This window comes from Mesobacterium pallidum, assembly GCF_019966535.1.
GTDB lineage: Bacteria > Pseudomonadota > Alphaproteobacteria > Rhodobacterales > Rhodobacteraceae > Mesobacterium > Mesobacterium pallidum.
Genome location: NZ_JAIMID010000010.1, coordinates 74,958 through 97,989, shown reverse-complemented (window position 1 = coordinate 97,989; position 23,032 = coordinate 74,958). Strand labels below are relative to the sequence as shown.

At 65.8% G+C, this 23,032-nt stretch carries 25 protein-coding genes; 7 read left to right on the top strand and 18 right to left on the bottom strand.

Annotation, left to right across the window (positions count from 1 at the left end):
• Nucleotides 1-23: 23 nt before the first annotated feature.
• Nucleotides 24-1,469: a pyruvate kinase gene (gene pyk / locus MF270_RS15670; protein ID WP_238366846.1), complete on the bottom strand. Its 1,446-nt coding sequence runs from the start codon at nucleotides 1,467-1,469 to the stop codon at nucleotides 24-26.
• A gap of 140 nt (nucleotides 1,470-1,609) precedes the next feature.
• Between pyk and MF270_RS15665 the strand changes: the two genes are divergently transcribed.
• Together MF270_RS15665 and MF270_RS15660 are read left to right on the top strand one after the other, a co-directional pair.
• Nucleotides 1,610-2,350 (top strand): N-formylglutamate amidohydrolase, encoded by a 741-nt coding sequence (locus MF270_RS15665; RefSeq protein WP_238366845.1) that lies wholly within the window; start codon nucleotides 1,610-1,612, stop codon nucleotides 2,348-2,350.
• A 70-nt stretch (nucleotides 2,351-2,420) separates the two neighbouring features.
• The gene (locus tag MF270_RS15660) at nucleotides 2,421-2,735 is read left to right on the top strand and encodes a DUF1244 domain-containing protein (RefSeq protein WP_238366844.1); all 315 of its coding nucleotides are present in this window, start codon (nucleotides 2,421-2,423) and stop codon (nucleotides 2,733-2,735) included.
• 18 nt (nucleotides 2,736-2,753) lie between these two features.
• Here the strand turns inward: MF270_RS15660 and MF270_RS15655 are convergent, their stop codons facing one another.
• The 12 genes from MF270_RS15655 to MF270_RS15600 all read right to left on the bottom strand — a co-directional run bounded on the left by MF270_RS15655 (nucleotide 2,754) and on the right by MF270_RS15600 (nucleotide 13,118).
• Nucleotides 2,754-3,947 carry an AI-2E family transporter gene (locus MF270_RS15655; RefSeq protein ID WP_238366843.1) on the bottom strand — a complete coding sequence of 398 codons (1,194 nt, stop codon included), beginning with the start codon at nucleotides 3,945-3,947 and terminating at the stop codon, nucleotides 2,754-2,756.
• Nucleotides 3,948-4,114: 167 nt separating this feature from the next.
• Nucleotides 4,115-4,972, bottom strand: coding sequence for a D-amino-acid transaminase (locus tag MF270_RS15650; protein ID WP_238366842.1), 858 nt, complete (start codon nucleotides 4,970-4,972; stop codon nucleotides 4,115-4,117).
• Between the two features lie 67 nt (nucleotides 4,973-5,039).
• The gene (locus tag MF270_RS15645; protein ID WP_238366841.1) at nucleotides 5,040-5,861 is read right to left on the bottom strand and encodes a hypothetical protein; all 822 of its coding nucleotides are present in this window, start codon (nucleotides 5,859-5,861) and stop codon (nucleotides 5,040-5,042) included.
• Nucleotides 5,862-5,915: 54 nt separating this feature from the next.
• Complete coding sequence (locus MF270_RS15640; RefSeq protein WP_238366840.1) at nucleotides 5,916-6,653, bottom strand: metallophosphoesterase family protein; 738 nt, start codon at nucleotides 6,651-6,653, stop codon at nucleotides 5,916-5,918.
• Entirely contained in the window at nucleotides 6,650-7,615 is a 966-nt protein-coding gene (dgcA, locus tag MF270_RS15635) for an N-acetyl-D-Glu racemase DgcA (protein WP_238366839.1), read from the bottom strand. The genes MF270_RS15640 and dgcA overlap by 4 nt, the downstream gene beginning before the upstream one ends.
• Before the next feature lie 10 nt (nucleotides 7,616-7,625).
• Nucleotides 7,626-8,564 carry a lysophospholipid acyltransferase family protein gene (locus tag MF270_RS15630; protein ID WP_238366838.1) on the bottom strand — a complete coding sequence of 313 codons (939 nt, stop codon included), beginning with the start codon at nucleotides 8,562-8,564 and terminating at the stop codon, nucleotides 7,626-7,628.
• Nucleotides 8,565-8,609: 45 nt separating this feature from the next.
• A complete protein-coding gene (locus tag MF270_RS15625) occupies nucleotides 8,610-8,888 on the bottom strand; it encodes an HPr family phosphocarrier protein (RefSeq protein WP_238366837.1) in 279 nt (92 codons plus the stop codon).
• A 7-nt stretch (nucleotides 8,889-8,895) separates the two neighbouring features.
• Entirely contained in the window at nucleotides 8,896-9,288 is a 393-nt protein-coding gene (locus MF270_RS15620; RefSeq protein ID WP_238366836.1) for a PTS sugar transporter subunit IIA, read from the bottom strand.
• Nucleotides 9,285-10,232: an RNase adapter RapZ gene (gene rapZ, locus MF270_RS15615; RefSeq protein ID WP_238366835.1), complete on the bottom strand. Its 948-nt coding sequence runs from the start codon at nucleotides 10,230-10,232 to the stop codon at nucleotides 9,285-9,287. The genes MF270_RS15620 and rapZ overlap by 4 nt, the downstream gene beginning before the upstream one ends.
• Nucleotides 10,233-10,248: 16 nt before the next feature.
• A complete protein-coding gene (locus MF270_RS15610; RefSeq protein ID WP_336246024.1) occupies nucleotides 10,249-10,683 on the bottom strand; it encodes an HPr kinase/phosphorylase in 435 nt (144 codons plus the stop codon).
• Between the two features lie 4 nt (nucleotides 10,684-10,687).
• On the bottom strand, nucleotides 10,688-12,415 hold the full coding sequence (locus tag MF270_RS15605; RefSeq protein WP_238366834.1) for a sensor histidine kinase: 1,728 nt from the start codon (nucleotides 12,413-12,415) through the stop codon (nucleotides 10,688-10,690).
• Nucleotide 12,416: 1 nt separating this feature from the next.
• A complete protein-coding gene (locus tag MF270_RS15600) occupies nucleotides 12,417-13,118 on the bottom strand; it encodes a response regulator transcription factor (protein ID WP_238366833.1) in 702 nt (233 codons plus the stop codon).
• A gap of 362 nt (nucleotides 13,119-13,480) precedes the next feature.
• On the opposite strand from MF270_RS15600, the gene MF270_RS15595 reads away from it, so the two are divergent.
• Entirely contained in the window at nucleotides 13,481-15,079 is a 1,599-nt protein-coding gene (locus MF270_RS15595) for a phosphoenolpyruvate carboxykinase (RefSeq protein WP_238366832.1), read from the top strand.
• Nucleotides 15,079-15,618: a DUF3859 domain-containing protein gene (locus tag MF270_RS15590; protein ID WP_238366831.1), complete on the top strand. Its 540-nt coding sequence runs from the start codon at nucleotides 15,079-15,081 to the stop codon at nucleotides 15,616-15,618. The genes MF270_RS15595 and MF270_RS15590 overlap by 1 nt, the downstream gene beginning before the upstream one ends.
• Nucleotides 15,619-15,683: 65 nt before the next feature.
• Here MF270_RS15590 and MF270_RS15585 read toward each other — a convergent pair whose 3' ends face one another.
• A complete protein-coding gene (locus MF270_RS15585; protein WP_238366830.1) occupies nucleotides 15,684-16,316 on the bottom strand; it encodes a hypothetical protein in 633 nt (210 codons plus the stop codon).
• Between the two features lie 180 nt (nucleotides 16,317-16,496).
• Nucleotides 16,497-17,369 carry a LysR family transcriptional regulator gene (locus MF270_RS15580; RefSeq protein WP_238366829.1) on the bottom strand — a complete coding sequence of 291 codons (873 nt, stop codon included), beginning with the start codon at nucleotides 17,367-17,369 and terminating at the stop codon, nucleotides 16,497-16,499.
• Between the two features lie 225 nt (nucleotides 17,370-17,594).
• On the opposite strand from MF270_RS15580, the gene MF270_RS15575 reads away from it, so the two are divergent.
• Nucleotides 17,595-17,939, top strand: coding sequence for a helix-turn-helix domain-containing protein (locus MF270_RS15575; protein ID WP_238366828.1), 345 nt, complete (start codon nucleotides 17,595-17,597; stop codon nucleotides 17,937-17,939).
• Between the two features lie 201 nt (nucleotides 17,940-18,140).
• Here the strand turns inward: MF270_RS15575 and MF270_RS15570 are convergent, their stop codons facing one another.
• A complete protein-coding gene (locus tag MF270_RS15570) occupies nucleotides 18,141-18,911 on the bottom strand; it encodes a sulfite exporter TauE/SafE family protein (protein ID WP_238366827.1) in 771 nt (256 codons plus the stop codon).
• A gap of 133 nt (nucleotides 18,912-19,044) precedes the next feature.
• Here MF270_RS15570 and MF270_RS15565 point away from each other — a divergent pair, with 133 nt between their 5' ends.
• A complete protein-coding gene (locus MF270_RS15565; RefSeq protein WP_238366826.1) occupies nucleotides 19,045-20,733 on the top strand; it encodes an acyl-CoA dehydrogenase family protein in 1,689 nt (562 codons plus the stop codon).
• A gap of 4 nt (nucleotides 20,734-20,737) precedes the next feature.
• Here the strand turns inward: MF270_RS15565 and MF270_RS15560 are convergent, their stop codons facing one another.
• Nucleotides 20,738-21,475: a hypothetical protein gene (locus MF270_RS15560; protein WP_238366825.1), complete on the bottom strand. Its 738-nt coding sequence runs from the start codon at nucleotides 21,473-21,475 to the stop codon at nucleotides 20,738-20,740.
• A gap of 242 nt (nucleotides 21,476-21,717) precedes the next feature.
• On the opposite strand from MF270_RS15560, the gene MF270_RS15555 reads away from it, so the two are divergent.
• On the top strand, nucleotides 21,718-22,254 hold the full coding sequence (locus tag MF270_RS15555; RefSeq protein ID WP_238366824.1) for a TetR/AcrR family transcriptional regulator: 537 nt from the start codon (nucleotides 21,718-21,720) through the stop codon (nucleotides 22,252-22,254).
• Here the strand turns inward: MF270_RS15555 and recO are convergent.
• Entirely contained in the window at nucleotides 22,251-22,982 is a 732-nt protein-coding gene (recO, locus tag MF270_RS15550) for a DNA repair protein RecO (RefSeq protein WP_238366823.1), read from the bottom strand. The two genes, MF270_RS15555 and recO, sit on opposite strands and share 4 nt — an antisense overlap.
• Between the last annotated feature and the right edge of the window lie 50 nt (nucleotides 22,983-23,032).

The following is a 23,032-nucleotide window of genomic DNA, read 5'->3' as shown; positions in this document are numbered from 1 at the left end:
GCACGTTCCTCGTGCGCGCGAGGTTACTCCGGGTCGGTGTTGAAAATCAATTTCTCATCGCAGGGGGCGACGCGCAGGATGTTCGTGGTGCCCTTGACGTTGAAGGGCACGCCCGCAGTCACGGCGACAAAGTCATGCTCCTTGGCATAGCCCAGCGTCAGCGCGGCGCGCACGGCGCCGACCACGGCCATCTTGAAGCGCTCGACCGGGCTGGTCAGCACGCAGTTGACGCCCCACGACAGGGCCAGCCGCCGCGCGGTGCCGATCAGCGGCGACAGCGCGATGATCGGCACGCCCGGTCGTTCGCGCGCCACCAGGAGCGCCGTGGTGCCTGACTGGCTGAAGCAGCAGATCGCCCGGATTTCCGTCGCCTCGGAGATCTCGCGCGCGGCCGAAACGATACTGTCCGCGACCGTGTTGCGCGCCACGCTGCGCGAGGCCGAGATGATGACGGAGTAGTTCGGGTCGTCCTCGACCTCGATGGCGACCTTGTCCATCGTGGTCACGGCCTCGATCGGGTATTGCCCCGCCGCGCTTTCGGCCGAGAGCATCACCGCATCGGCGCCCTCGTAGATGGCGTTGGCGACGTCCGACACCTCGGCCCGGGTGGGCATCGGGCTTTCGATCATCGATTCCAGCATCTGGGTGGCCACGATCACCGGCTTGGCGGCCTTGCGGCATTCGCGCACCAGACGCTTCTGGATCGGCGGCACGTTCTGCACGGGCAACTCGACCCCCAGGTCGCCGCGCGCGACCATGATGCCGTCGGAGACCGCGAGGATCTCTTCGAACGCCTTCACGGCGGCGGGCTTTTCGATCTTGGACAGGATCGCGGCGCGGCCGGCGGCAAAGGCGCGCGCCTCTTCCACGTCCTGCGGCCGCTGCACGAAACTGAGCGCCAGCCAGTCGACACCGAGCTGGCAGGCGAATTCGAGGTCTTCGCGGTCCTTGTCCGACAAGGCGGCCAGCGGCAGCACCACGTCGGGCACGTTCACGCCCTTGCGATTGGAAATCGTGCCACCCGTCACCACGGTGCAATTGGCGAAGTCCTTGCCGTACTTGTCGACCGTGAGGCGGATCTTGCCGTCGTTGACCAGCAGCGTGGTCTGCGGCTTGAGCGCGGCAAAGATCTCGGGGTGCGGCAGGCAGACCCGGTCCTTGGTGCCAGGCGTCTCGTCAAGGTCGAGGCGGAAGCTCTCGCCCGCCACCAGCTCTTCCTCGCCATTGGCGAAGACGCCGACGCGCAGCTTGGGGCCCTGGAGGTCCGCGAGGATGCCGATCGGGCTGTCGAGGTCCTTTTCCACCTGCCGGATGATCCGGTGCCGTTCGCGCAGCTCGTCATGGGTGCCGTGGCTCATGTTCAGGCGGAACACGTCCGCGCCGGACTCGTGCAGCTTGCGGATCATGTCATAGGTGCTCGAGGCAGGCCCCAGCGTGGCCACGATCTTGACTTTGCGATGCCGTCTCATGCAGGCGTCCCTTTTCTTTCCGTCTGTCCGCGCGGTCCTGCCGCGGGCTCATGTTACCGCTAACGGGATGCCGTTTCCATTACCCATTTCACTTTGTCGGGCAAGTGTCATAAGCAATGGCCCAAGGATCAGGCACCCAAATGACATATCACCCCTACCACATCCTGAACGAAGCGCGAGACTCGCGCTGGCTGATTACCTGCGATCACGCCGCAAATACCGTTCCCGAGGCGGTAAATGGCGGAGACTTGGGCATTGCCGCCGAAGACATGGCGCGTCACATCGCCTACGACCCCGGTGCGCGGGGCGTGACCGAGGCGCTGGCCGAGCTGCTGGGCGCGCCTGCGATCCTGTCGAACTTCTCGCGGCTGGTGATCGACCCCAACCGGGGCGAAGACGATCCGACGCTTGTGATGAAACTTTATGACGGCACGATCATCCCCGCCAACAGGCATGTTGACGCGGCGGAAGTCGAGCGTCGCCTGAACGCCTATCACCGCCCCTACCACGCGGCGCTGGCCAGGCTGGCGGCGCGGCGTGAGGACACGGTGATCGTGGCGGTGCATTCCTACACCCGCCAGCTGCGCGGTCGTCCGCCCCGGCCCTGGCACATCGGCATCCTGCATGGCCACGACACCCGCCTGTCGGACCCGCTGGTGGCCCGGCTGCGCGCCGACCCCGAGCTTTGCGTCGGCGTGAACGAACCCTACGGCGGGCATCTCGAGGGCGATTCCATCGCCCGCCACGCGCTTGGCGAAGGCCGCCACAACACGCTGATCGAGCTGCGCAACGACCTGATCGCCATGCCCGCCCAGCAGCGCGCCTGGGCCGAACGGCTCGCCCCGCTGCTTGAAACGGCGCTGGCGGATACCAATCTTTGACCCAAAGCGCCCTGCCTTTGACCCGAGACAGGGACAAGGCAGGGCACTGTAACCGAAAGGGAGAGATCACATGGACGACCAGACCCGCATCGAGCTCGAGGCCGCCGCCTTCCGCCGGCTGCGCAAGCACCTGATGGAAGACCGCGCCGAGGTGCAGAACATCGACCTGATGAACCTCGCCGGCTTTTGCCGCAACTGCCTGTCGCGCTGGTATGGCGAGGCCGCGGCCGAGCGTGGCATCGAGATCGGCAAGGAAGAGGCGCGCGAGATCTTCTACGGCATGCCCTACGACGACTGGAAGGCGCAGAACCAAACCGCCGCCAGCGCCGAGCAGCAGGAAGACTTCAAGAAGGCCTTCGCCGAGAACGTCGGCAAGGAGGGCTGAGTCCCCTCGCCCCGGCGCCTATTCCGCCGGGGCCTCGCGCTCGGACCCGGCCGAGAGGTATTCCTCGGCCGCTTCCTCTTCCTTCCCGCGATCCGACAGGAACCGGCCCACCCCGCTGAGCGCCGGGATGTGGTCACAGAAGACGCGGACCGAGACCAGCAGCGGCGTCGCCACCAGGATGCCCACGGCCGACCAGAGCCAGGCCCAGAACATCACCCAGACAAAGACGATCACGGTGTTGAGCCGCAGGTTGCGACCGACAAAGTAAGGCGTGACCAACTGGCCTTCGATCGAGGTGAGCGTGAAGTAGACCGCGCCCACGCCGAAGGCGCCGCCAATCGTCTCGAGCGACACGAGGCCGACCGCGATGGCAATCGAGGTCCCGGCGATGGCGCCCACGTAGGGGGCGAAGTTGAACAGGAACCCGATCACGCCGAACAGGATCGGGCTGGGCATGCCCAGGGCCCACATGGCAAGGCCGATGCTGACCCCCAGTCCCGCGTTGATCGCCGTGATGGTGAACAGGTAGCGCGACAGCTTGCGTTCGATGTCAAAGACGATGTTGACCGCGCGTTCCCGGTCGGTCCGCGTGCGCGCGACCGTCACGATCTTTTCCAGGAACATGTCGCCGGACGCCATCAGGAAGAACAGCAGGATCGTGGTAAAGGCCATCTGCGCGATCACCAGCGGCGCCATGTAAAGCGCCGATCCCAACGTGGTCGAACTGGCACTGCCCTCGTCCCGGACCACGATGGTGTCGCCCTCCCCGTCGCCGTTCACATCCGGGCGCTCGGGCTCGGGGCGGGCGTCGCGGGGCACCTCGGGGCCGCGCGGGCCAGCGTCCTGCTCCTCGGCATCGCCCTCGACGATGTCGTCGATCTTGTGCCCGACCTCGCGCAGCCGGTCGGCAAAGGGGCGGATGCTGCGCAGCCGGTCCTCGACCTTTTCGACGATCTGCGGCGCGTCGGAAATCCAGCGCGAAGCGGGCGAGGCGATGGTCATCAACGCCGCCGTCACCGCCAGGACAAGGCTGAGCACGATCAGCGTTGCCGCCAGGGCCGAGGGCAGGCCGGTGCGTTCCAGCGCGCGACGCAGCGGGGCAAAGACCAGCGACAGCAGCAGCGCCAGCACGATCGGCATGAGGAAATCGCGGGCAAGGATCAGGCTGGCCACGAAGAGGATCAGGAAGATGCCAAGGACGGCCCAGGCCATCTGTCCGTCTCGTCCGCCTGTCAGCGGAGACCGCGTTGTCATGATCCATCCCTCTTGTCGATTGACCAAGGCCAACGCCCGGCGCGCCCGGGTTGTTCCGGGGGCCGAACTGCGAAACGCGCGCGGCGGGGCCACGCGCGTCCTGTCATGAGGTCAATCGACCGGAGTCAGATCGCGGCCTTGCGGCTTTCCTCGATGTAGATCTCGCGCAGGCGGCGGGCGACCTTGCCCGGCACGCCGTCACCGATCTGCGCCTCGTCGATGGCGACCACCGGCTGCACGAAGGTCGTGGCCGAGGTGATGAAGGCCTCGTCCGCCTGCTGCGCCTCTTCGATGGTGAAATTGCGCTCCTCGACCTCCATCTGCGCCTCCTGCGCGAACCGCAGGACCGCGGCACGGGTGATGCCGTGCAGGATGTCGTTCGACAGGCCCCGGGTGATGATCTTGTTGCCCTTGACGATATAGGCGTTGTTCGACGTGCCCTCGGTCACGAAGCCGTCCTCGACCATCCAGGCATCGTCCGCGCCCGCCTTCTTGGCCAGCATCTTGCCCATCGACGGGTACAGCAGCTGCACCGTCTTGATGTCGCGGCGGCCCCAGCGGATATCCTCGATCGAGATGACCTTGATCCCCTTGTCCGCCGCCGGGCTGCCCACGAGGTTCTTGGCAAAGGTGAACAGCACGAGGGTCGAGGGCACCTCGTCCGGGTTCGGGAAGGCGAAATCGCGCTCGGGCGCGGCGCCGCGCGTGACCTGCAGGTAGACGCCCCCTTCCTCGATGTTGTTCAACTCGACCAGACGGCGGTGAATCTCGAGCAGTTCGTCCTCGGTCACCGGCGCGGCCATGTCGAGTTCGGAGAGCGAGCGCCAGAGGCGCTTCACATGGCCGTCGAAATCGACCAGCTTGCCGTCCAGCACCGATGTCACCTCGTAGACGCCATCGGCCATGAGGAAGCCCCGGTCGTAGACCGAGACGCGGGCGTCGGATTGCGGGACGTATTCGCCGTTGACGTAGACGGTGTTCATGGGGCGGGCTCCTATCTGGTTGCGCCTTGTTTTCCGTGCCGCGCGCCCGGCGTCAAGTCGGCAATGGTCAGCGCGCGGCGCCGCGCCGCCCATCGCCCGCGACAAGATACCCCTTGCGACGCACGTTGGACGACCCGCCCCAGCTGAAATCCACCTGGCCCCGGCTGATGCCATTGAGGATCAGGCAATTGGTGCCGGTCTTCTTGCCGGTAGACCTGAAATACCCGCCGAACAGGCAGACCAGCCCTTCGCGGGTCGCCATCCATTGCGGGTAGACCTGGGTCAGCACGCCGCTTTGCGCCTTGCTGGCCTGTTCCGCCCAGCCGGCCCCGTCGAGCCAGAGCGCAAAGCCCCCCGATTGCGCCAGCATCAGGCTGCGGTTCGCCACGATCGCCTCGACGCCACGATCACGGCCGAAGGCGATGCTGGGGTCCGTGCCGGCCTGCACCTGGGCCAGCTGCGCCAGCGCCGCCGCCCGGTTGCCCGCGAAATCGAGCCCCGCAAGACCGAAGAAGGCCGCAGCCTTCCTGCCGTCCACGGGCTTGTAGACTTGGGTGACCTTCCGTGTCTCGACCTGCGCCGGGGCGACCTGGCGGCCATTGACGCCAAACAGGATGCAGTCCCGCCGCCCCGGGCGCAGGCGTTCCTGGCACCAGCCCATCGCCGCCGTCTGCGCGGCCTTGTCCGTCGCGAACCCCTCGGAAAAGCCCCAGGCCCCGTCCGGCGAGATGGCAAAGGCCGAAGGCGTCTTCATCCGCTGCCATTCGGCAAAGGACTTGCCCTGCTGGGCCGTCAACGCGACCTGCCAGGGCTCGGCCGCAGCCAAGGCAGGACTCAGGAACAGCGACAGTGCGACGAGGGTGCGCCGCAGGGAGGATAGAAAGGCCATGGTCTGCCTCCGGGTTGGAACCGGTTCGAGTCAGAGGCGAGCGGCCGCCCGCCGTCAAGGGGTCAGCCAGCCGGTGGCGATGGCCTCGGCCCATCCCTTGCGCCCGGCCGCCTTGGCAAGGGCCACCATGCGGGCCGTGTCATAGGGCACGCGGCGGAAGGTGACCGCGCCGGTTTCCGTGTCGATCAGCGCCCATGAGGCGTCGGGGCTGCCGGTCTGCATGACGTGGAACACCGGATGATCGTCGTCATAGGCCGGACAGCCGACCGAGCCGGGGTTAACGATCAGCGGCCCGCCGGGCAGGCGGACGGCGTTGGGGATGTGAGTATGGGCGCACAGGATCAGCGGGGCGGCGATGCCTTCGGCCAGCTTTGCAACGCCATCGCGGTCGCGACGTGTCATCTCGCCGGCCTCGGTGATCGTGTCGAGCCAATAGGTCAGATCGTCACCGGGTGTCGCGTGGCACAGGACCATGTCCGCGCGGGCCACCGTCGCAGGCAAGGCCCGCAGCCAGCCCATCTGCGCGTCGCTCAGTTGCCCGCGCGCATGGGCGTCGGACGGGCCCATCTCCTCGGGCGATTGCTCACAGACCCAGCGGTCGTGGTTGCCCCGCACCGTCACGATCTCGGGCCGGGCCATCAGCAGGTCCAGCGTCTCGGCCGCGGCGAGGGGACCGGAGACGTGATCGCCAAGGTTGACGATCAGGTCCGGTTCATGGGCGTCGATATCCGCCAGCACCGCCCGCAGCGCATCCACGTTGCCATGGGTGTCGGCGAAGGCGGCGAGCCTCACCCCCAAAGTCCCGCTTCGGGCGGGTGCACGCCGTTCTCGTCGAACCTGAGCGGCGTCTCGCGATCCTCGGCCAGCAGCAGCGGGCCGTCGAGGTCGGTGACCATCGCCCCCTGCGCCACCAGCGTCGCGGGCGCCATGGCCAGGCTCGAGCCGACCATGCAGCCGACCATGACCGAATAGCCCTCGGCCCTTGCAGCGTCGCGCAGGGCCAGCGCCTCGGTCAGCCCGCCGGTCTTGTCGAGCTTGATGTTGACCACGTCGTACTTGCCCTTCAGCCCGGGCAGGCTGGCCCGGTCGTGGCAGCTTTCGTCCGCGCAGACGGGCACCGGGCGCTCCATCCCGATCAGCGCCTCATCCTCTCCGGCCGGCAGCGGCTGTTCGACCAGCGCCACGCCCAGCCGGACAAGATGCGGGGCGAGGTCGGCATAGACCTCCGCGCTCCAGCCCTCGTTGGCGTCGACGATGATGCGGGCATCCGGGGCGCCTGCGCGCACGGCCTCGAGCCGCGCCATGTCGTCGGGCGTGCCAAGCTTGATCTTGAGCAGCGGGCGATGCGCGTTCTTGGCCGCATCGGCGCGCATCTGGTCGGGTTCGGCCAGCGACAGGGTATAGGCGGTGATCTCCGGGCCCGGCACCTCGAGGCCCAGCAGGTCCCAGATCCGCTTGCCGGCCTGCTTGGCCTTCAGGTCCCACAGCGCGCAATCGACCGCGTTGCGGGCGGCGCCGGCGGGCAGCAGGCACGGCAGGTCGTCATGGGAAAAGCCGGCGGGCAGCCCCTCGATCTCGGCCGTGACGCTGTCGAGCGTCTCGTCGTAGCGGGCATAGGGCACGCATTCCCCCCAACCGGTGTGGGCGCCGTCCGTGACGCGCACGGTCAGAACCTGCGCTTCGGTGCGCGAGCCGCGGGAAATGGTGAAGACTTGGGCGAGCCGGAAGACATCGCGGGAAACGGTGATTTGCATGGCCCGATTGTTAGGCCGGGTTCGCCCCGAGCGAAAGGGTCTGCTCGCGCAGCCATGCCATGAAACCGCGCGGATTGCTTGACCATTCAGCAATCTTGTCGCGGCCGATGGTATGGCCGACGACCGGCGCCTGCGGCTTGTCCAGCGCATGGACGACTTCGTACAGCAGCAGGCCCTGCCGCACCGTGGCCGACACCCGGTTGGCCATCTGGTACCAGCGCGAATTCGAACCGGGGAAGAAGATCGGCAGCACCTCGGCATTCGAGCGCTGGATCATCTTGGCGGTGAAGGGGTTCCACTCGCGCTCGACCGGGTGGCCGAACATCGTGTCCGAAGACGCGACGACGCCCGAGGGGAACAGCACGATGCAGCCGCCGTCCTTGAGGTGGTCCATCGCCCGCTTGCGCATCACGAGGTTCTGCTGCAACGCGTCCTCTTCGTGGGCAAAGGGGACGGGGATCATGAACTCGTCGATCTCGCCCACGCCGGTCAGCAGCGACCGGGTGAGGATCTTGTAATCGGTGCGGCGCTTGCCGATCAGCTCGGCCAGGACCATGCCGTCGACCAGCCCGTGCGGGTGGTTCGCGGTGATGATCAGCGGGCCCTTCTCGGGGATGCGGTCCAGCTGTTCCTGCGGGGTCAAGAGGTCGATGCCCATGACCTCGAGCGCCTGTTTCCAGAAGCCCTGCCCATGGGGCACGCCCATCGCCTCGAACTTGCGGATGCGTCGCAAGAGATGCAGCTTGCCGGTCAGAAATTCCATCGCCTGGATGGTCTTGACCTGGAACGGATTGTCGAAGGTGTTGGCATAGGATAGCCGGCGCCCGTCATAGGGCTGGTCGGCCAGGTTGCCGCCATCGCCCTGGCCACGCAGCGACGGGTCGACCACGGGCACCGTGGCCTGACGGCGCGGGCGCATCATCGGCGTGTTCTGTGACCGGTCAACCATGTGTCTCGCCCTCTCCTGATCGGGCGCGCATTTCGGCGCTTTGCCTTACATTTCCTCGCCGAAACGGTCCTCGACCAGGGCCTGAAGCGCATCGGCCAGCGCAGCGGCATCCGGCCCCTGGATCTGCACCTTGATCGAGGTGCCCTTGGGGGCGGCCAGCATCAGAAGGCCCATGATGGAGTCGCCGGACGCGCTGTTGCCATCCTTGGACACTTCGGCGCGCGCGTCAAACCCCTCGACCACTTCAACGAATTTGGCCGAGGCCCGCGCGTGCAGGCCCTTCTCGTTGATGATGTGCAGCTCGCGCTCGATCGTCTCTGGCATGGCGGGTCTAGTCTGCGGAAACGTTCTGCGAGTCAATATACTTTCGCCCCGCCTCGAGCGCCTGCCGCACGGCGTCACCCACCGGCAACTGCCGGGACTTTGCCAGCTTGATCAGCATCGGCAGGTTCGCGCCGTAGACAATGCGCCGGCCCTCGGGCTGACAGGCCAGCAGCGACAGGTTCGACGGCGAGGCACCGAACATGTCGGTCACCACGACCACGCCGCCGCCTTCGTCCACCTCGTCGGCAGCATCGCAGATCTCGATCTGCTTGGTCCGCCGGTCATGTCCGCTTTCGATCGAAATGGCACGAATCCCGTTCTGGTGGCCCACGACGTGTTCCACCGCGGCCAGGTACTCCTTGGCCAAACTGCCATGCGCGACGATGACGATACCGATCACGCCTTGTCCACCTCGACACTCCTGGGCGGCTGCCCCTTCTTCGCGCTGCCCATCGACGATGGCATGCGGTCCAGTTCGCGGTGCCTAATTGACACCTGCCAGCCGTCCTGCGCAAGGGCCTCGGCCAAAGATTCCGCAACGGTAACCGAACGGTGTTGCCCGCCGGTACACCCGAAGCCGACCGACACGTGCGATTTGCCTTCTTCGGCGTAGGAGGGCAGCAGGAACAGCATCAACGCGCGCACCCGGTCGAAGAACTCGGCAAAGCGCGGATCGGCCGAGACATACTCGGCCACCTCGGGGTCGGTGCCGTTCAGCGCACGCAGCGACGGCTCCCAATAGGGGTTTCGCAGAAAGCGCACGTCGAACATCGTGTCGATGTCGCGCGGCGCGCCCTTCTTGTAGGAAAAGCTCTGGACCGAGACGGCAAGGCGCCGGCCGGTCTCCGCGCCGTACCAGCGCTCCATCTCGGCGCGCAGGTCGTGCGGGGTCATCTCGGTCGTGTCGATCAGCAGCTCGGCCCGGTCGCGGATCGGGGCGAGCAGCGCGAATTCCCGCGCGATCCCTTCGGCCGGGGTCTCGGCCGGGGCCAGCGGGTGGCGGCGGCGGGTTTCGGAAAAACGGCGCAGCAGCGCAGCGTCGGAGCAATCGAGGTACAGAAGCTCGGCCGCGATATCCTTGCGCGCGGCGAGACTGTCCAACAGCTCCGACATCGCGGCGGCCGAGAATTCGCGGTTGCGCGCATCCACCCCCAGCGCCATGGGGCGCGGCAGCGGCGGGCCTTCCAGCAGGCGCGGCATCAGCGACAGCGGCAGGTTGTCGATCGCCTCGAACCCCAGGTCCTCGAGCGCGTTGATCGCGGTCGAGCGGCCGGCGCCCGAGGGGCCGGTCACGAGGACGATCCGCTGGCGCGTGTCGGAGGGGGTCAAAGGCGGCTCCTGCATCTGGATGGCGTGGCCATCATGCCGCGCGTCCCTGTCTCATGTATTGAATCAGCAGCGCTGGCAAACGGTCGATCCCCGCATTGTGAACACAAGCGAGCGGCCGGCCGCAGATCACCGCCTCGCGCCAGGGCGGCAGGCGGTCGGTTTCGTCCTGGCCAAGGTCCACCACCAGCGCCAGCGGCACCGGGCCGGTGATCTCGGCATGCAGCAGGCCGACGCCCCGCGCCTCGATCCGGCCGCGGATCGTCTCGGGCACCCAGGCCATCACCTGCCCGCCCTGCTCTGCCACATGGGTCCGGTCATCGGCGACCAGCGTGGCGCCGTGGGCCATCAGCCCCAGCGCCAAGGTGCTTTTGCCGGCGCCCGACGGCCCGAGGATCAGCATTCCGCGCCCGTCCCAGGCGACGCAGGTGGCATGGAGGGTTTCGTCGGGAGTCGCCGGTCGGGTCACTGGCCTAGACCGGAAGGCCGACGACGAACCGTGCACCCAGCGGTTCCGAGCTGGCGTCCGCCTCGGTCGGGCGGATGTTCTCGGCCCAGATCACGCCGCCATGCGCCTCGACGATCTGCTTGGAAATGGCCAGGCCAAGGCCCGAGTTGTTGCCGAAATCGTCGGTCGGACGGTTGGTGTAGAACCGGTTGAAGATCTTGGTCAGCGCCTCTTCGGGGATGCCGGGGCCGGTATCCTCGACCACCACCAGCACGCGGTTCTCGCGCTTGCGGGTCCAGACGCGGATCGCATCGCCATCCTCGCAGAAGGAAATCGCGTTGGTGATGAGGTTGACAAAGACCTGCGCCAGCCGCGCCTCGAGCCCGTTGATGATGATCTGGTCGCTGGGCATGTCGGTGATGAAATCGATGCCCTTGCTTTGCGCGTCCTGGCCCAGGAACTCGGCCAGGTTGCCAAGCATCTTCAGCAGGTCAAAGCTCTCTTCCTCTTCCTTCACCAGTTCGCTGTCGAGCCGCGAGGCGTTCGAGATATCGCTGACCAGGCGATCGAGCCGCCGCACGTCGTGGTCGATCACGTCCAGCAGTTTCTCGCGGTGCTCTTCCTTTTTGACGAAGCGCAGGCTGCCCACGGCCGAGCGCAGCGAGGCGAGCGGGTTCTTGATCTCATGCGCCACGTCGGCGGCGAACTGCTCGTTCGCGTCGATCCGTTCATACAGCGCCGAGACCATGCCCCGCAGTGCGCCCGACAGGCGCCCGATCTCGTCGGGCCGGGCGGTCAGGTCGGGGATGCGGATGCGCGCGGCGGTCACGTTGTTGCCGCGCCGGCCGCGGTCGCGCCCCAGCTCGGCCGCCGCGGCCAGGTCGGAAATCGGGTTGGCGATGGTCGAAGCAAGAACGAGGCTGAGGCCGATCGACACCAGCGCCGCGACCACGAACATCTGGTAGACCCGTTCACGCTCGCCATCGACAAGCGAGTCGATCTCGCCGACCGAGCCGGTGACCGCGACGACGCCGACCACGGTGTCGCCCTGCATGATCGGGGTGGTGACCCAGAGCACGCTGCCCTCTTCCAGCTCGATCCCGTCGTGGATTTCGGTCGCGCCCTGCAGCGTCGGGCCAAGGTGGCCGATCATCTGGTCGACGGCGGGCGCCGGGTCGTCACCCCAGTCGGGGATCACCACCGAAAAGGTGTCAAAGGCGCGGCCCAGCGCGTCGATGATCGGGGTGCGTGCCGCGTCCTCGGGGTTCAGCCCGCGGATGCGCGTCAGGTCGCGGGCGCCGACGACCCCGGCGACATGGGCCCCGGTGGCATCGAAGACCTCGACGATGGAGCCGGCCCGCAGGTCGATCCCGGCCAGCGTCGCGGCGATATCCACGCCGTCGCCAGTGCCCAGGTTGACCGGCGCCGACCGCGGCAGCTGCGCCTCGAGCACGTCGGCGACAAGCTCTGCCTCGCTGACAAGCCCGGCCGAGCGTTGCAGGGCCAGCGTGTCGCGCGACGAATTGAGGTAGAGGATGCCCAGCACGAGAACCAGCAGGGCCATCAAATTGAAGATGATGATCTTGCGCGTCAGCGGGGATTGGTTGAGCGCAAACCACCCCCTCCGTGCCCGCCGGGCCCGGAGTTCCTTGCTGACATCGGTCTCGGGGTTGACCCAGTCCTCCCCGAGGACGACATCTGCGTCGTGTCCCGCTACCTCGTCACGCACCGTGATCCTTTCGGCGAGGGCCATGTCACTCTTCGTTGTACCGGTACCCGATACCATAAAGCGTCTCGATTGCCGAGAAATCCGGGTCAACCGAGCGCATTTTCTTGCGAAGGCGCTTGATGTGGCTGTCGATCGTGCGGTCGTCGACATAGACCTGGTCGTCGTAGGCCACGTCCATCAGCTGGTCGCGCGATTTCACGAAACCGGGGCGCTGTGCGAGGGCCTGAAGCAGCAGGAACTCGGTCACGGTGAGCGACACGTCCTGTTCCTTCCAGGTGACGGCATGGCGCAGCGGGTCCATGCGCAGGTCACCGCGGACCATGACCTTGGTTTCTTCGGTATCGCCGACCACGTCGCCGGCCACCGCTTCCTGCCGGCGCAGCAACGCCCGGATGCGTTCGACCAGCAGGCGCTGGCTGAAGGGCTTTTTCACGTAGTCGTCGGCGCCCATGCGCAGGCCGAGCACCTCGTCGATCTCATCATCCTTGGAGGTGAGGAAGATCACCGGCATCGAGGTCTTCTGACGGACGCGCTGCAGCAGGTCCATCCCGTCCATGCGCGGCATCTTGATGTCGAACACCGCCATGTCGGGCAGTTTCTTGTTGAATGCGTCCAGGGCGGCCTGGCCGTCATTATATGTTTCCACCTCGAAACCCTCTGCCTCGAGGGTCATGGCGACGGATGTCAGAATATTCCTGTCATCGTCCACAAGGGCGATCTTGGACATTTTACTTATCCTTGTTCTGCTCGTTAGCCTGCTTTTTTGAACACTATGCTGCGATTTCGTGCGTCCAATCAATCCCCTACGGCGAATCAGGCCCGTTGCACCGCTTTATTTGGGGCGAAAATCGGTAATGAATGGCTAAAATGACACGCCCCGATCGCCGCCCTCGCCGGCGGACGCGAAATATGATTGCGCTAAAAGGCGCCTTGGTTGCGCTAACTGTGCGCATCGGTCCTGTTCACCCCCGTTTTGCGCGTGTTAAGTGGACCTCGTCCCCGGCGTCAGCCGTGTGACAGCCGCCCGATTTTCCGGGCGGAAAGATACTGAAAATCCGCCGCATCAGTCGCGGCTACAGGAGTTCGACAATGGCATCTGGACGGGTCAACCCGCAGTTCACCCTCGAGGATCAAGGCATCACGGGGCTGGGCAATGTCTATTACAACCTCGTGGAGCCCGCTCTGATCGAGCACGCGCTCAAGCGCGGCGAAGGCCAGCTGGGCCAGGGCGGGACCTTCCTGGTCTCGACCGGCAAGTTCACCGGCCGGTCCCCCAAGGACAAGCATGTCGTCGATACTCCCGACGTGACCGACAAGATCTGGTGGGACAACAACGCGAAGATGACCGAAGAGGGCTTTGACGCGCTCTACGAAGACATGCTCGCGCACATGAAGGGCAAGGACTACTATGTCCAGGACCTCGTGGGCGGCGCCGACCCGGCCAATTCCATCGACGTCCGCATGGTGACCGAGCTGGCCTGGCACGGCCTCTTCATCCGCCACATGCTGCGCCGCCCCGACCGCGACGCGCTGGATGACTTCACCGCGGATTTCACCGTCATCAACTGCCCCAGCTTCCAGGCGACCCCGGACAAGCATTCGTGCCGCTCCGAGACGGTCATCGCCATGAACTTCAAGCGCAAGCTGATCCTGATCGGCGGCACCGAATACGCGGGCGAGAACAAGAAGTCGGTGTTCACCCTGCTGAACTACCTGCTGCCGGAAAAGGGCATCATGCCGATGCACTGCTCGGCCAACCACGCGCCGGGCAACCCGGTCGACGCGGCCGTGTTCTTCGGCCTGTCGGGCACCGGCAAGACCACCCTGTCGGCCGACCCCAGCCGCGTGCTGATCGGCGACGACGAACACGGCTGGTCGGATCGCGGCACCTTCAACTTCGAAGGCGGCTGCTATGCCAAGACGATCAACCTCTCGGCCGAGGCCGAGCCGGAGATCTACGCCACGACGCAGAAATTCGGCACCGTGATCGAGAACATGGTCTTCGATCCCGAGACCTTCGAGCTGGATTTCGAGGATGACAGCCTGACCGCCAACATGCGCTGCGCCTACCCGCTCGAGTACATCTCGAACGCGTCGGAGACGGCGATGGGCGGCCACCCCAAGAACGTCATCATGCTGACCTGCGACGCCTTCGGCGTTCTGCCACCGATCGCACGGCTGACCCCGGCGCAGGCCATGTACCACTTCCTGTCGGGCTTCACCTCGAAGGTGGCCGGCACCGAGCGCGGCGTGACCGAGCCCGAGCCGACCTTCTCGACCTGCTTCGGTGCGCCCTTCATGCCGCGTCGCCCCGAGGCATACGGCAACCTGCTGCGCGACAAGATCGCCAAGCACGGCGCGACCTGCTGGCTGGTCAACACTGGCTGGACCGGCGGCGCCTATGGCACCGGTTCGCGGATGCCGATCAAGGCGACCCGCGCGCTGCTGACCGCCGCACTGGACGGATCGCTCGCCGAGGCCGAGTTCCGCAAGGACCCGAACTTCGGTTTCGAAGTGCCCGTGCAGGTGCCCGGCGTGGCCGAGGTCCTGCTGGACCCGCGCCGCACTTGGGACAAGCCGGAAGAGTACGACGCCCAGGCCCAGAAGCTGGTGAAGATGTTCGCCGACAACTTCGAGCAATACGTGCCCTTCATCGACGAGGACGTGAAGGCGGCCGCAATCGGCTGATGCGTCTCGCGGCCCTCACGAGTGCCCTGATCCTGGCCGGCCCCGCCCATGCGGAGCCGGCCAATTTCGTCTCGGATCCGCTGATCCTCGAGAACGTGGGCGTGTTCTGCCCGACCGAAGCCGAGGCGCAGCGCGCCGCGCCCGAGACCGAGAAGGGCTTCATCGACCTCGTCACCGACCCCGGCCCGCCGGATTTCGCCACGACCCTGGTGCCGGGCGAGCTGGGGCTGGGGTTCGGCGTCCGCTACAGGCTGGCACCGGGCTCGGCCTCGCCGCAGGTGGGCCGGATCGTCCTGACCCACCCGCCCTACGGCCCTGCGGGGCGCACGGTGGACAGCTATACCGTGACGCTCACGACCGATGCGCTGGGGCTCAGCAGCTTCCAGTTCGACGACGCTTACGAGATCGTGCACGGCACCTGGGTGATGCGGCTCGAGCTGGACGGGGCGGTGGTGCTGCAGCAGGTGTTCGAGGTCGTGCCGCCGGCGCTGGCAACCGTCTCGATCGGGTGGTGCGAGGGGCCGAAGCTGCTGTCCTGAGGACAAGAAAAAAGGCCGGGCAGAGCCCGGCCAGAACACCATGGAACCATACGTATCGCGTCGCTTCAGGCGACGAGCTCCTCCATCGGAAGGCGCAGCAGGAAACGCAGATCTTCCATCGACATGTAGGCCATGAAGCCCTCGATGGCGCGGTCGCTGTCGGCCAGCTTCCAGCTGAGCGCCCCCGGCTCGGTGTGCATGAATCCCGCGCGCTGCGGCAGGCCCTTGCAAGCCACCATGCGCGACATCAACGCAAAAATGTAGTCCGGCGCCAGCTTTTCGATCGTCAGCAGGAAGCCGAGCCGGGTCAGGATGCCAGATGCACCTTTTCCGCGAAACTCGCCGGCGGTTTCGTCCAGCCACATCTCGCCGTGGTAGCACACACGCCCCCTGATTCGCCGCGCACCCGGCCCCGCCCGATAGCGCGAAGCCTCGAGGTTCAGCGGCACGCCTGCGGGCGGGAATCCGCGAAAGTTGTCCTCCAGATACTCGCCCAGCGTGATGCGGCTCATGTCGTAGAGACGCACCGCCTGGGTATGGGCGACCTCGCCCTTCTCGGTCCGACCCACAAGCCAGAAGGCATTGTATTCATTCAGTTTATGCAGGTCCGGGTCGAAGGGCATGCTGATCTCGTGCCCCTTCGCCTCCTGCAGGATCCGGTCGAACTGCCGGAAATCATGGCCAACTTCGATCTGCATTCCGATGCGGTTGGCAAGCTCCGTTGCCTCTTCGATGAGAGGCGTTCGGAAAAAGAAATCTTGTACGGTCATTCCCTGGCTCCATTCCCAATGGTGTCAGGGTTAATTGTATCTTAATTGACGCTTTGGCCACGCATCAAAGTCATGATTTGGTCAGATTTCTGCCCAAATTGGCGTAGCTCAGCCGACGTCGAGGAATATCTGGCGTTTCAGGGTGTCGCCGACACCATACACGTCAAGGTCGCGTGACAAATTCACCACAGAGACCAGGGCAAAGCTTTTGTCCGGGTAGCGGAAGGCCATGAGAAGACGTTCGAAACCAATGACCTCGAAGGTGCCGTCCGACCCGTAGGGCATCTGCGTGACCACGTGATCAAGGCGCACGCCGCGGCCCGACAACAACTCCTGATATGCCTGCAGGGCGATGACATTGTAACGCCCGCCACCCGGCAGGGCCTCGACCGTGCGCCCGATCGTGCTTTTTGCCCAGGTCCATCCAAACCACTTGGCAAAGGCAGATTGTTGACCAACCTCGGTACAAAGCCAGACCCCGTCATTGAGGCGAAACACCATCGCGTTCTCGCGGAATTCGGCAAAGGCTGGATCCTCGATATTGCCTTCGCAGGCCGTCCAGAGCTTCAGGCCCTCGCGCAGCAGGCTGCCCTCGGCATCCCAGATGCGGGTCAGGGGCTGCTGTTGCAGGTAATAGAAATAGCCCTGCTCGGTCTCGGACGGGGTGACCGAGAATTGCTGCAGCTGGCCGACATGACCCAGGCGCGACTCCATCCAGGCCTGGCCGCGGGTCAGCAGCTCTTCGGCCTCGGGCAAGGCGCGGCGCCCGGCGTCGGTCAGCTGGTACTGGCGGTTGACGAGGACGAACAGCTCTTCGCCGCGTGATTCTTCCAGCAAGGCGATGTGTCGCCGCACGGTCTGGCGGGTCGAATTGAGCCGATCGACCGCCTGAGACAGGTTCAAAGTATCCGCTAACGTAGTAAACGAGCGGAGCATTTCGAAGAGGATCGAGAGCCCCTGCTGTCCTGCCTGTTTGGTCATGCCATCCGATCGAACGATTTTTATGATAGTTTTTTTAACAAGTTACACGCGTGTCGCATAGCGTTACCCTTGGTAACTTCTTGCATTCTGCCACAACCCAGCCTGATGGTAAATAAATCATCCATACCTGTCCAGTAGATGCAACCGAAAAGTGAATCTCTCATCAATTGAATGGATTCTCGTTTTGGTGACACTCGCAAGGGTAGCACTAATTCAGGAGGTGGCATGTCTCATCCGGTTGACATTCACGTGGGGAAAAAACTCAAGCAGTTGCGCGTCCTGCGCAGCATGACGCAAACCGACGTCGCGAACGGGCTCAACATCTCGTTCCAGCAGGTCCAGAAGTACGAGCTGGGCCGAAATCGAATCTCTGCCAGCCGACTGTTCGAACTGGCGCATATCCTCGACGTGCCGCCGTCCTACTTCTTCGAAGGCTTCGACGAGGACGCGGACAACAAGAACAGCGCCATCGACGAGGAAGCGACGAAGATTGCCTCCATGGTGAGCCGGATCAAGGACGATCGTCTGCGGTCCCAGATCCGCAACTTCATCACCGAGCTGGCCAGCTAGGCCAGCACATCGTGCCGGACGGTGGCAGAACGCCCCGCCGCCGGTGCGTGACAGCCCGCCTGGTGTTCAGGCGGGAACCGGATCCCCCGGGCCGCGTGTGGCCCGAAAGGACATCGGTCCTGTGTAACGAGTGCCCGTTTTGTGTGCGTGAGCCAGGGCATGGTACGAGTTCCACGTGTCGCGTTGCGAGTGATGTTCGCCTCAGGCCAGAAGGCCCCGGCGAACGAGGTTGAGCCCTGCCACGAGCAGGACGATGAGGGTCAACCGGTGGAACGTCCGCTGGTTGACCCGCTCTTGCAGGCGCCCGCCCAGCCATGTTCCGGCCAGGGCGGGCGCGACAAGCAGCGCCGAGAACGGCAGCGTCTCGGTATCCAGCACGCCCGACACCGTGTGGGCGAGCACCAGCGCGATGGCCCCCGAGCCGTAGATCACGCCCTGGATGCGCATCTGCGCGCGTTTCTCCGTCCCCAGCGCGGTCAGGTACATGACCGTCGGCGGCCCCCAGATCCCGGAAAAGCCCCCGATGAACCCGGCGAACCCGCCGATCGCCGCCTCGGCGCCGCGATGGCGCAACGCCTCGGCCCGCGGCCGCCAGCCTGCGATCTGCACGGCCGAGAACAGCGCGACGGGCAATCCGATCATCACCAGCAGCGTGCCCTGCGGCACCACCAGCACCAGTTGCGAACTGAGCAGCAGGCAGATCAGCATCGCGGCCAGGAACCGCCTCTGGTCGCGCAGGGTCTGCCAGGCCGCGGCCCTGCCCTGGCGAAAGGCCAGCATCCCGTTCGACAGCAGCGTCGGCAGCAGCAGCCCGGCCAGCGCCAGCTCGGGCGCGATGATCATGCCCAGCAGCGACACGAAGATCATCGGCATGGCGAATCCCACCGTGCCCTTGACCACGCCGGCCACCAGGGCAACCCATAGGCTAAGGGCCAATTCCGTCGGGGTGAGATAGGGAATAAACGTACTCATGAACGCTGCTTACCATGCAGGACGCACAGGCCAAGCGCAATTTTCGAACTCCTGATGCCGCATTTGCATTATAAAGTTGCGCTGCACCTGCAAAGTGGTTATCTGGGCCGGACTCGAGAGAAAGGATACTTTCATGGCACATGACGGACAGGCCGACCTGGGCGGCACTTCGGTTCTTCTTCCCGATCTTCTGACGCTGACCGGTGCGGCCGTTGCCCCGGCGCAAGAGTTGCTGGACCTTGCCACCGCGCGCCTGCGCGAGATGGTTACCGTGGACGGCCGCGTGTCATCCCGCGCGGTCGAGGCCGAGCAGACCGCGACCCACGGGCTGGCCTGGCTCGCGACCTACGTCGAAAGCCTGCGGCAGATGCAGAAATGGGCCGAAAAGCTGCAGTCCGAAGGCAAGTTCGGCGAGACCGAGCAGCTGATCCACCAGATCGCCTTTGGCGAATACCTCTGGCAGATCTACGGCGGCATCCCGATGAACCAGGGCGAGATCGTGCGCCTGCAGGACCTCGGGCTTTCGCAGAATGACATGCGCGGCCTGATGACCGACGCGGTGCAGATCCTGACCCAGACGGGCAACACCCAGGCCGCCCGCCTGCGCCTCGTGACGCTGATGCAGGAGCAGGTCGCCAACACCACCGTCGGCGCCACCGGGCTCGACGAAGAGCTCGAGATGATCCGCGAGCAGTTCCGCCGTTTTGCGCTGGAAAAGGTCGAGCCCTTTGCCCACGACTGGCACCTCAAGGACGAGCTGATCCCGATGGAGATCATCGAGGAGCTGGCCGAGATGGGCGTCTTCGGCCTGACCATCCCCGAAGAGCTGGGCGGGTTCGGCCTGTCCAAGGCCTCGATGGTCGTGGTGTCCGAAGAGCTGTCACGCGGCTATATCGGTGTCGGCTCACTTGGCACCCGGTCCGAGATCGCGGCCGAGCTGATCATTGCCGGCGGCACGGATGAACAGAAGGCGCACTGGCTGCCAAAGATTTCCAGCGGGGAAATCCTGCCCACCGCTGTCTTCACCGAGCCGAACACCGGCTCGGACCTCGGGTCCCTGCGCACCCGCGCGGTCAAGGGCGCGGACGGCGATTACACGATCACCGGCAACAAGACCTGGATCACCCATGCCGCGCGCACCCATGTGATGACCCTGCTGGCGCGGACCGATCCGGCGACGAGCGATTACAAGGGCTTGTCGATGTTCCTGGCCGAAAAGACCCCGGGCACGGACGAAGACCCCTTCCCGACCGAGGGTATGACCGGTGGCGAGATCGAGGTGCTGGGCTATCGCGGCATGAAGGAATACGAACTTGGCTTCGACGGCTTCAAGGTCAAGGGCGAGAACCTTCTGGGCGGCGAGGAAGGCCGCGGCTTCAAGCAGCTGATGCAGACCTTTGAATCGGCCCGCATCCAGACCGCCGCCCGCGCCGTGGGTGTGGCGCAAAGCGCGCTGGACGTGGCGATGCAATACGCCCAGGATCGCAAGCAGTTTGGCAAGTCGCTGATCGAGTTTCCCCGCGTGGCAAGCAAGCTGGCCATGATGGCGGTCGAGATCATGGTGGCGCGCCAGCTCACCTACTTCTCGGCCTGGGAAAAGGACAACGACCGCCGCTGCGACCTCGAGGCCGGCATGGCCAAGCTGCTGGGCGCCCGCGTGGCCTGGGCGGCGGCCGACAACGGCTTGCAGATCCACGGCGGCAACGGCTTTGCGTTGGAATACAAGATCAGCCGCATCCTTTGCGACGCGCGGATCCTGAACATCTTCGAAGGCGCCGGAGAGATCCAGGCCCAGGTCATCGCCCGCCGCCTGCTGGGCTGATGGCCTACCAGCTTTTCCAGACGAGCCGGCAGGTGCTTCGCTGCTCGCCGGCTCGTCGACGCTCTGCCTCGGCGCGAAGGCAATTGGAATGGGCCCGCGCCAGCGCGATGTCCGGCCCAACCTTCATCTGCGACCATCCCGTGCCGCCGCGCCCGCCAAGGTAAAAAGCGCGGAACCCGTCCTTGCTCCAGAGGCTGATAAGTTCCTCCCGCGCCGGCTTGGGCGCCACCCCCGGCGGCTGCGAGAGTTCCGCGACAATGATGCAGCCGTTTTCCCTGCCCCCGCAGCGGGCCAGGGCATCGGCACCGGCCAAGTCCCGATCGCCATAGAAAGAGACCCAGCCAAAATCGCCGTCGCGCCCCACTGCGAAAGCTCCGGCATATTCGCCGCTGTCCAAAAAGGCGCGCAACAGGGACCTGGCGTGCCGCGGCAGACGTGCCAGGTTCACTGAACCGTCAGCCTGCGGCGCGGCCGTCTTCGCGGGGTCCGCTTCGACAACGGCGGGCGCGGGCGTCGGGGCCTTTGCGGATTGTGCGGTGTCTTGGGCGGCGTCGGCCGGTTCAATCGGCTCCGGGGGCGGTGCGGCGAGACTGGGCTCTGCCGAGACCGTTGCGTCCGGGGCAATGGCATCGCCGGACATTCCCAAGACAAAGCCGAACCCACCCGATACCAGCATCAGGGCGGCGACGATCACGTAAGTCTTTCGGTCTCCGCCTCGGGCCGCACGGTTTCCCTTGTTCATGCCCGGAACCTAGGCCCGACGACCTACGCCCACAAGGCCCGGCTCCGGCGGCAACGTAAGCCCGCGACAACCCGGTATTTCATGCGTGCGAGTCATGATTTTCAGCATTGCCCGCTGGCTGGGCATTAATGTGACGCTCGGGCAAAGCCTTTCGGGTTTCGCCTTGCCCGAATCGTGACCGCATCGTTTACCCTCATTACGTGCTCCAGGGTCGGGGGCACCTTCATTTGGGTAGGTTCGCCATGGTCACGAAACCCCGCCTGCGCAAGGCAGACTGGATCGAAGGGGGGCTTGCCGCCCTCGCCAGCGACGGGCCGATGGCCCTGAACGCCGAGGCGATGTCGCGGCGCATGGGGACCACCAAGGGATCGTTCTACTGGCATTTCGCCGATGTACCGGCATTTCACGCCGCGCTGGGCGGCGAATGGGAATCGCGCGCGCTGTCGTCGCTGTCGCGGGCACTCGACCGCCAGGAAAGCCCGGTGCAGCTCTTGCGTGGGCTGATGGGCCAGACCGCGGCCGAGGACAGGCTGGAGCGCGCGATGCGCGGCTGGGCGGCCTCGGATGGCAAGATCGCCAAGGTGGTGGGCCAGGTCGATTCCATGCGTTTGCAGGGGGTCGAGGCGTTGCTGGCCGCGATGAAGCTGGCCAACCCGGATTTCGCCCGCCTGCTGATGGCCGCCCGCATCGGCGCGCCGCAACTGCCCGGCGCCAAGGGCCGGCGCGACACCGCGCCCGAGACGCTGATCGACGTGATCCTGGCGCTGGAAACCGCCTAAGACCCCCGCAGCCGCGCAAACAGCTCGACGAAGCGCGCCCGCGCGGCAGGCAAAGGGTGATGCCCCAGCTCCGGCGCCACCCGGTGTTCGAGGAAGTAGCCGGTCGTGCCAAGCCCGGTCAGCACCTCTGCATCGTCCCCGTCGCCCTGGCCCAGCAGCACCGATGGCAGAGGCAGCAACCGGTCGGCCCAGATGCCCGCCGCCGCTTCGGTCACCGCCCGGCCCGAGCGGGGCGAGACATAGGCCAGCCCCACGCGCGCACCGGTGACCGCGCAGGCGGAAAGGTCAAGGCCAAAGCCCATCTCCTCCAGCAGCGCCAGCTCCCACCGCAGGTAGGCCAGCGGCCAGAGGTCCATGGCGTCCAGCAGGTCCAGCAGCGCCTCGGTCCGCCGGTAAAGCGCGGGATGTGCCTCGCGCTCGGCCAGGCAAAAGGTCAAGAGCCCCGCCACCGCGTTCAACCCCGCCAGCGCCAGCCGGTCCCCCATGACCACGGCGGCGCGCGAGCGCACCGGCTCGACCGTGAAAGCGCCGATATGTTCGTCCAGCCGCGCCCGCCAGGCCACGTCCAGCTGCGCGCCCGGCTGCAGGATCGGCGCGATCTTGCGGCTGGTCCCGCCGCGCACCACGCCCGCATGGACCCCGTGCGACGGGGTAAAGACCTCGATGATCGCCGAGGTCTCTCCGTGCCGACGCACGGCCAGCAATATGCCCTGGTCCCGCCACTCCATCCGCCCATGTTCCACGGCGGGCGCGGGGCGACAAGCCCCTTGGCAGCACC

Excerpts from the sequence above, each read along its gene's own strand:
- pyk (WP_238366846.1), bottom strand. The coding sequence starts at position 1,469 with ATGAGACGGCATCGCAAAGTCAAGATCGTGGCCACGCTGGGGCCTGCC.
- MF270_RS15665 (WP_238366845.1), top strand. The coding sequence starts at position 1,610 with ATGACATATCACCCCTACCACATCCTGAACGAAGCGCGAGACTCGCGC.
- MF270_RS15660 (WP_238366844.1), top strand. The coding sequence starts at position 2,421 with ATGGACGACCAGACCCGCATCGAGCTCGAGGCCGCCGCCTTCCGCCGG.
- MF270_RS15655 (WP_238366843.1), bottom strand. The coding sequence starts at position 3,947 with ATGGCCTGGGCCGTCCTTGGCATCTTCCTGATCCTCTTCGTGGCCAGC.
- MF270_RS15650 (WP_238366842.1), bottom strand. The coding sequence starts at position 4,972 with ATGAACACCGTCTACGTCAACGGCGAATACGTCCCGCAATCCGACGCC.
- MF270_RS15645 (WP_238366841.1), bottom strand. The coding sequence starts at position 5,861 with ATGGCCTTTCTATCCTCCCTGCGGCGCACCCTCGTCGCACTGTCGCTG.
- dgcA (WP_238366839.1), bottom strand. The coding sequence starts at position 7,615 with ATGCAAATCACCGTTTCCCGCGATGTCTTCCGGCTCGCCCAAGTCTTC.
- MF270_RS15630 (WP_238366838.1), bottom strand. The coding sequence starts at position 8,564 with ATGGTTGACCGGTCACAGAACACGCCGATGATGCGCCCGCGCCGTCAG.
- MF270_RS15625 (WP_238366837.1), bottom strand. The coding sequence starts at position 8,888 with ATGCCAGAGACGATCGAGCGCGAGCTGCACATCATCAACGAGAAGGGC.
- rapZ (WP_238366835.1), bottom strand. The coding sequence starts at position 10,232 with ATGCAGGAGCCGCCTTTGACCCCCTCCGACACGCGCCAGCGGATCGTC.
- MF270_RS15605 (WP_238366834.1), bottom strand. The coding sequence starts at position 12,415 with ATGGCCCTCGCCGAAAGGATCACGGTGCGTGACGAGGTAGCGGGACAC.
- MF270_RS15600 (WP_238366833.1), bottom strand. The coding sequence starts at position 13,118 with ATGTCCAAGATCGCCCTTGTGGACGATGACAGGAATATTCTGACATCC.
- MF270_RS15595 (WP_238366832.1), top strand. The coding sequence starts at position 13,481 with ATGGCATCTGGACGGGTCAACCCGCAGTTCACCCTCGAGGATCAAGGC.
- MF270_RS15590 (WP_238366831.1), top strand. The coding sequence starts at position 15,079 with ATGCGTCTCGCGGCCCTCACGAGTGCCCTGATCCTGGCCGGCCCCGCC.
- MF270_RS15585 (WP_238366830.1), bottom strand. The coding sequence starts at position 16,316 with ATGCAGATCGAAGTTGGCCATGATTTCCGGCAGTTCGACCGGATCCTG.
- MF270_RS15580 (WP_238366829.1), bottom strand. The coding sequence starts at position 17,369 with ATGACCAAACAGGCAGGACAGCAGGGGCTCTCGATCCTCTTCGAAATG.
- MF270_RS15575 (WP_238366828.1), top strand. The coding sequence starts at position 17,595 with ATGTCTCATCCGGTTGACATTCACGTGGGGAAAAAACTCAAGCAGTTG.
- MF270_RS15570 (WP_238366827.1), bottom strand. The coding sequence starts at position 18,911 with ATGAGTACGTTTATTCCCTATCTCACCCCGACGGAATTGGCCCTTAGC.
- MF270_RS15565 (WP_238366826.1), top strand. The coding sequence starts at position 19,045 with ATGGCACATGACGGACAGGCCGACCTGGGCGGCACTTCGGTTCTTCTT.
- MF270_RS15560 (WP_238366825.1), bottom strand. The coding sequence starts at position 21,475 with ATGAACAAGGGAAACCGTGCGGCCCGAGGCGGAGACCGAAAGACTTAC.
- MF270_RS15555 (WP_238366824.1), top strand. The coding sequence starts at position 21,718 with ATGGTCACGAAACCCCGCCTGCGCAAGGCAGACTGGATCGAAGGGGGG.
- recO (WP_238366823.1), bottom strand. The coding sequence starts at position 22,982 with ATGGAGTGGCGGGACCAGGGCATATTGCTGGCCGTGCGTCGGCACGGA.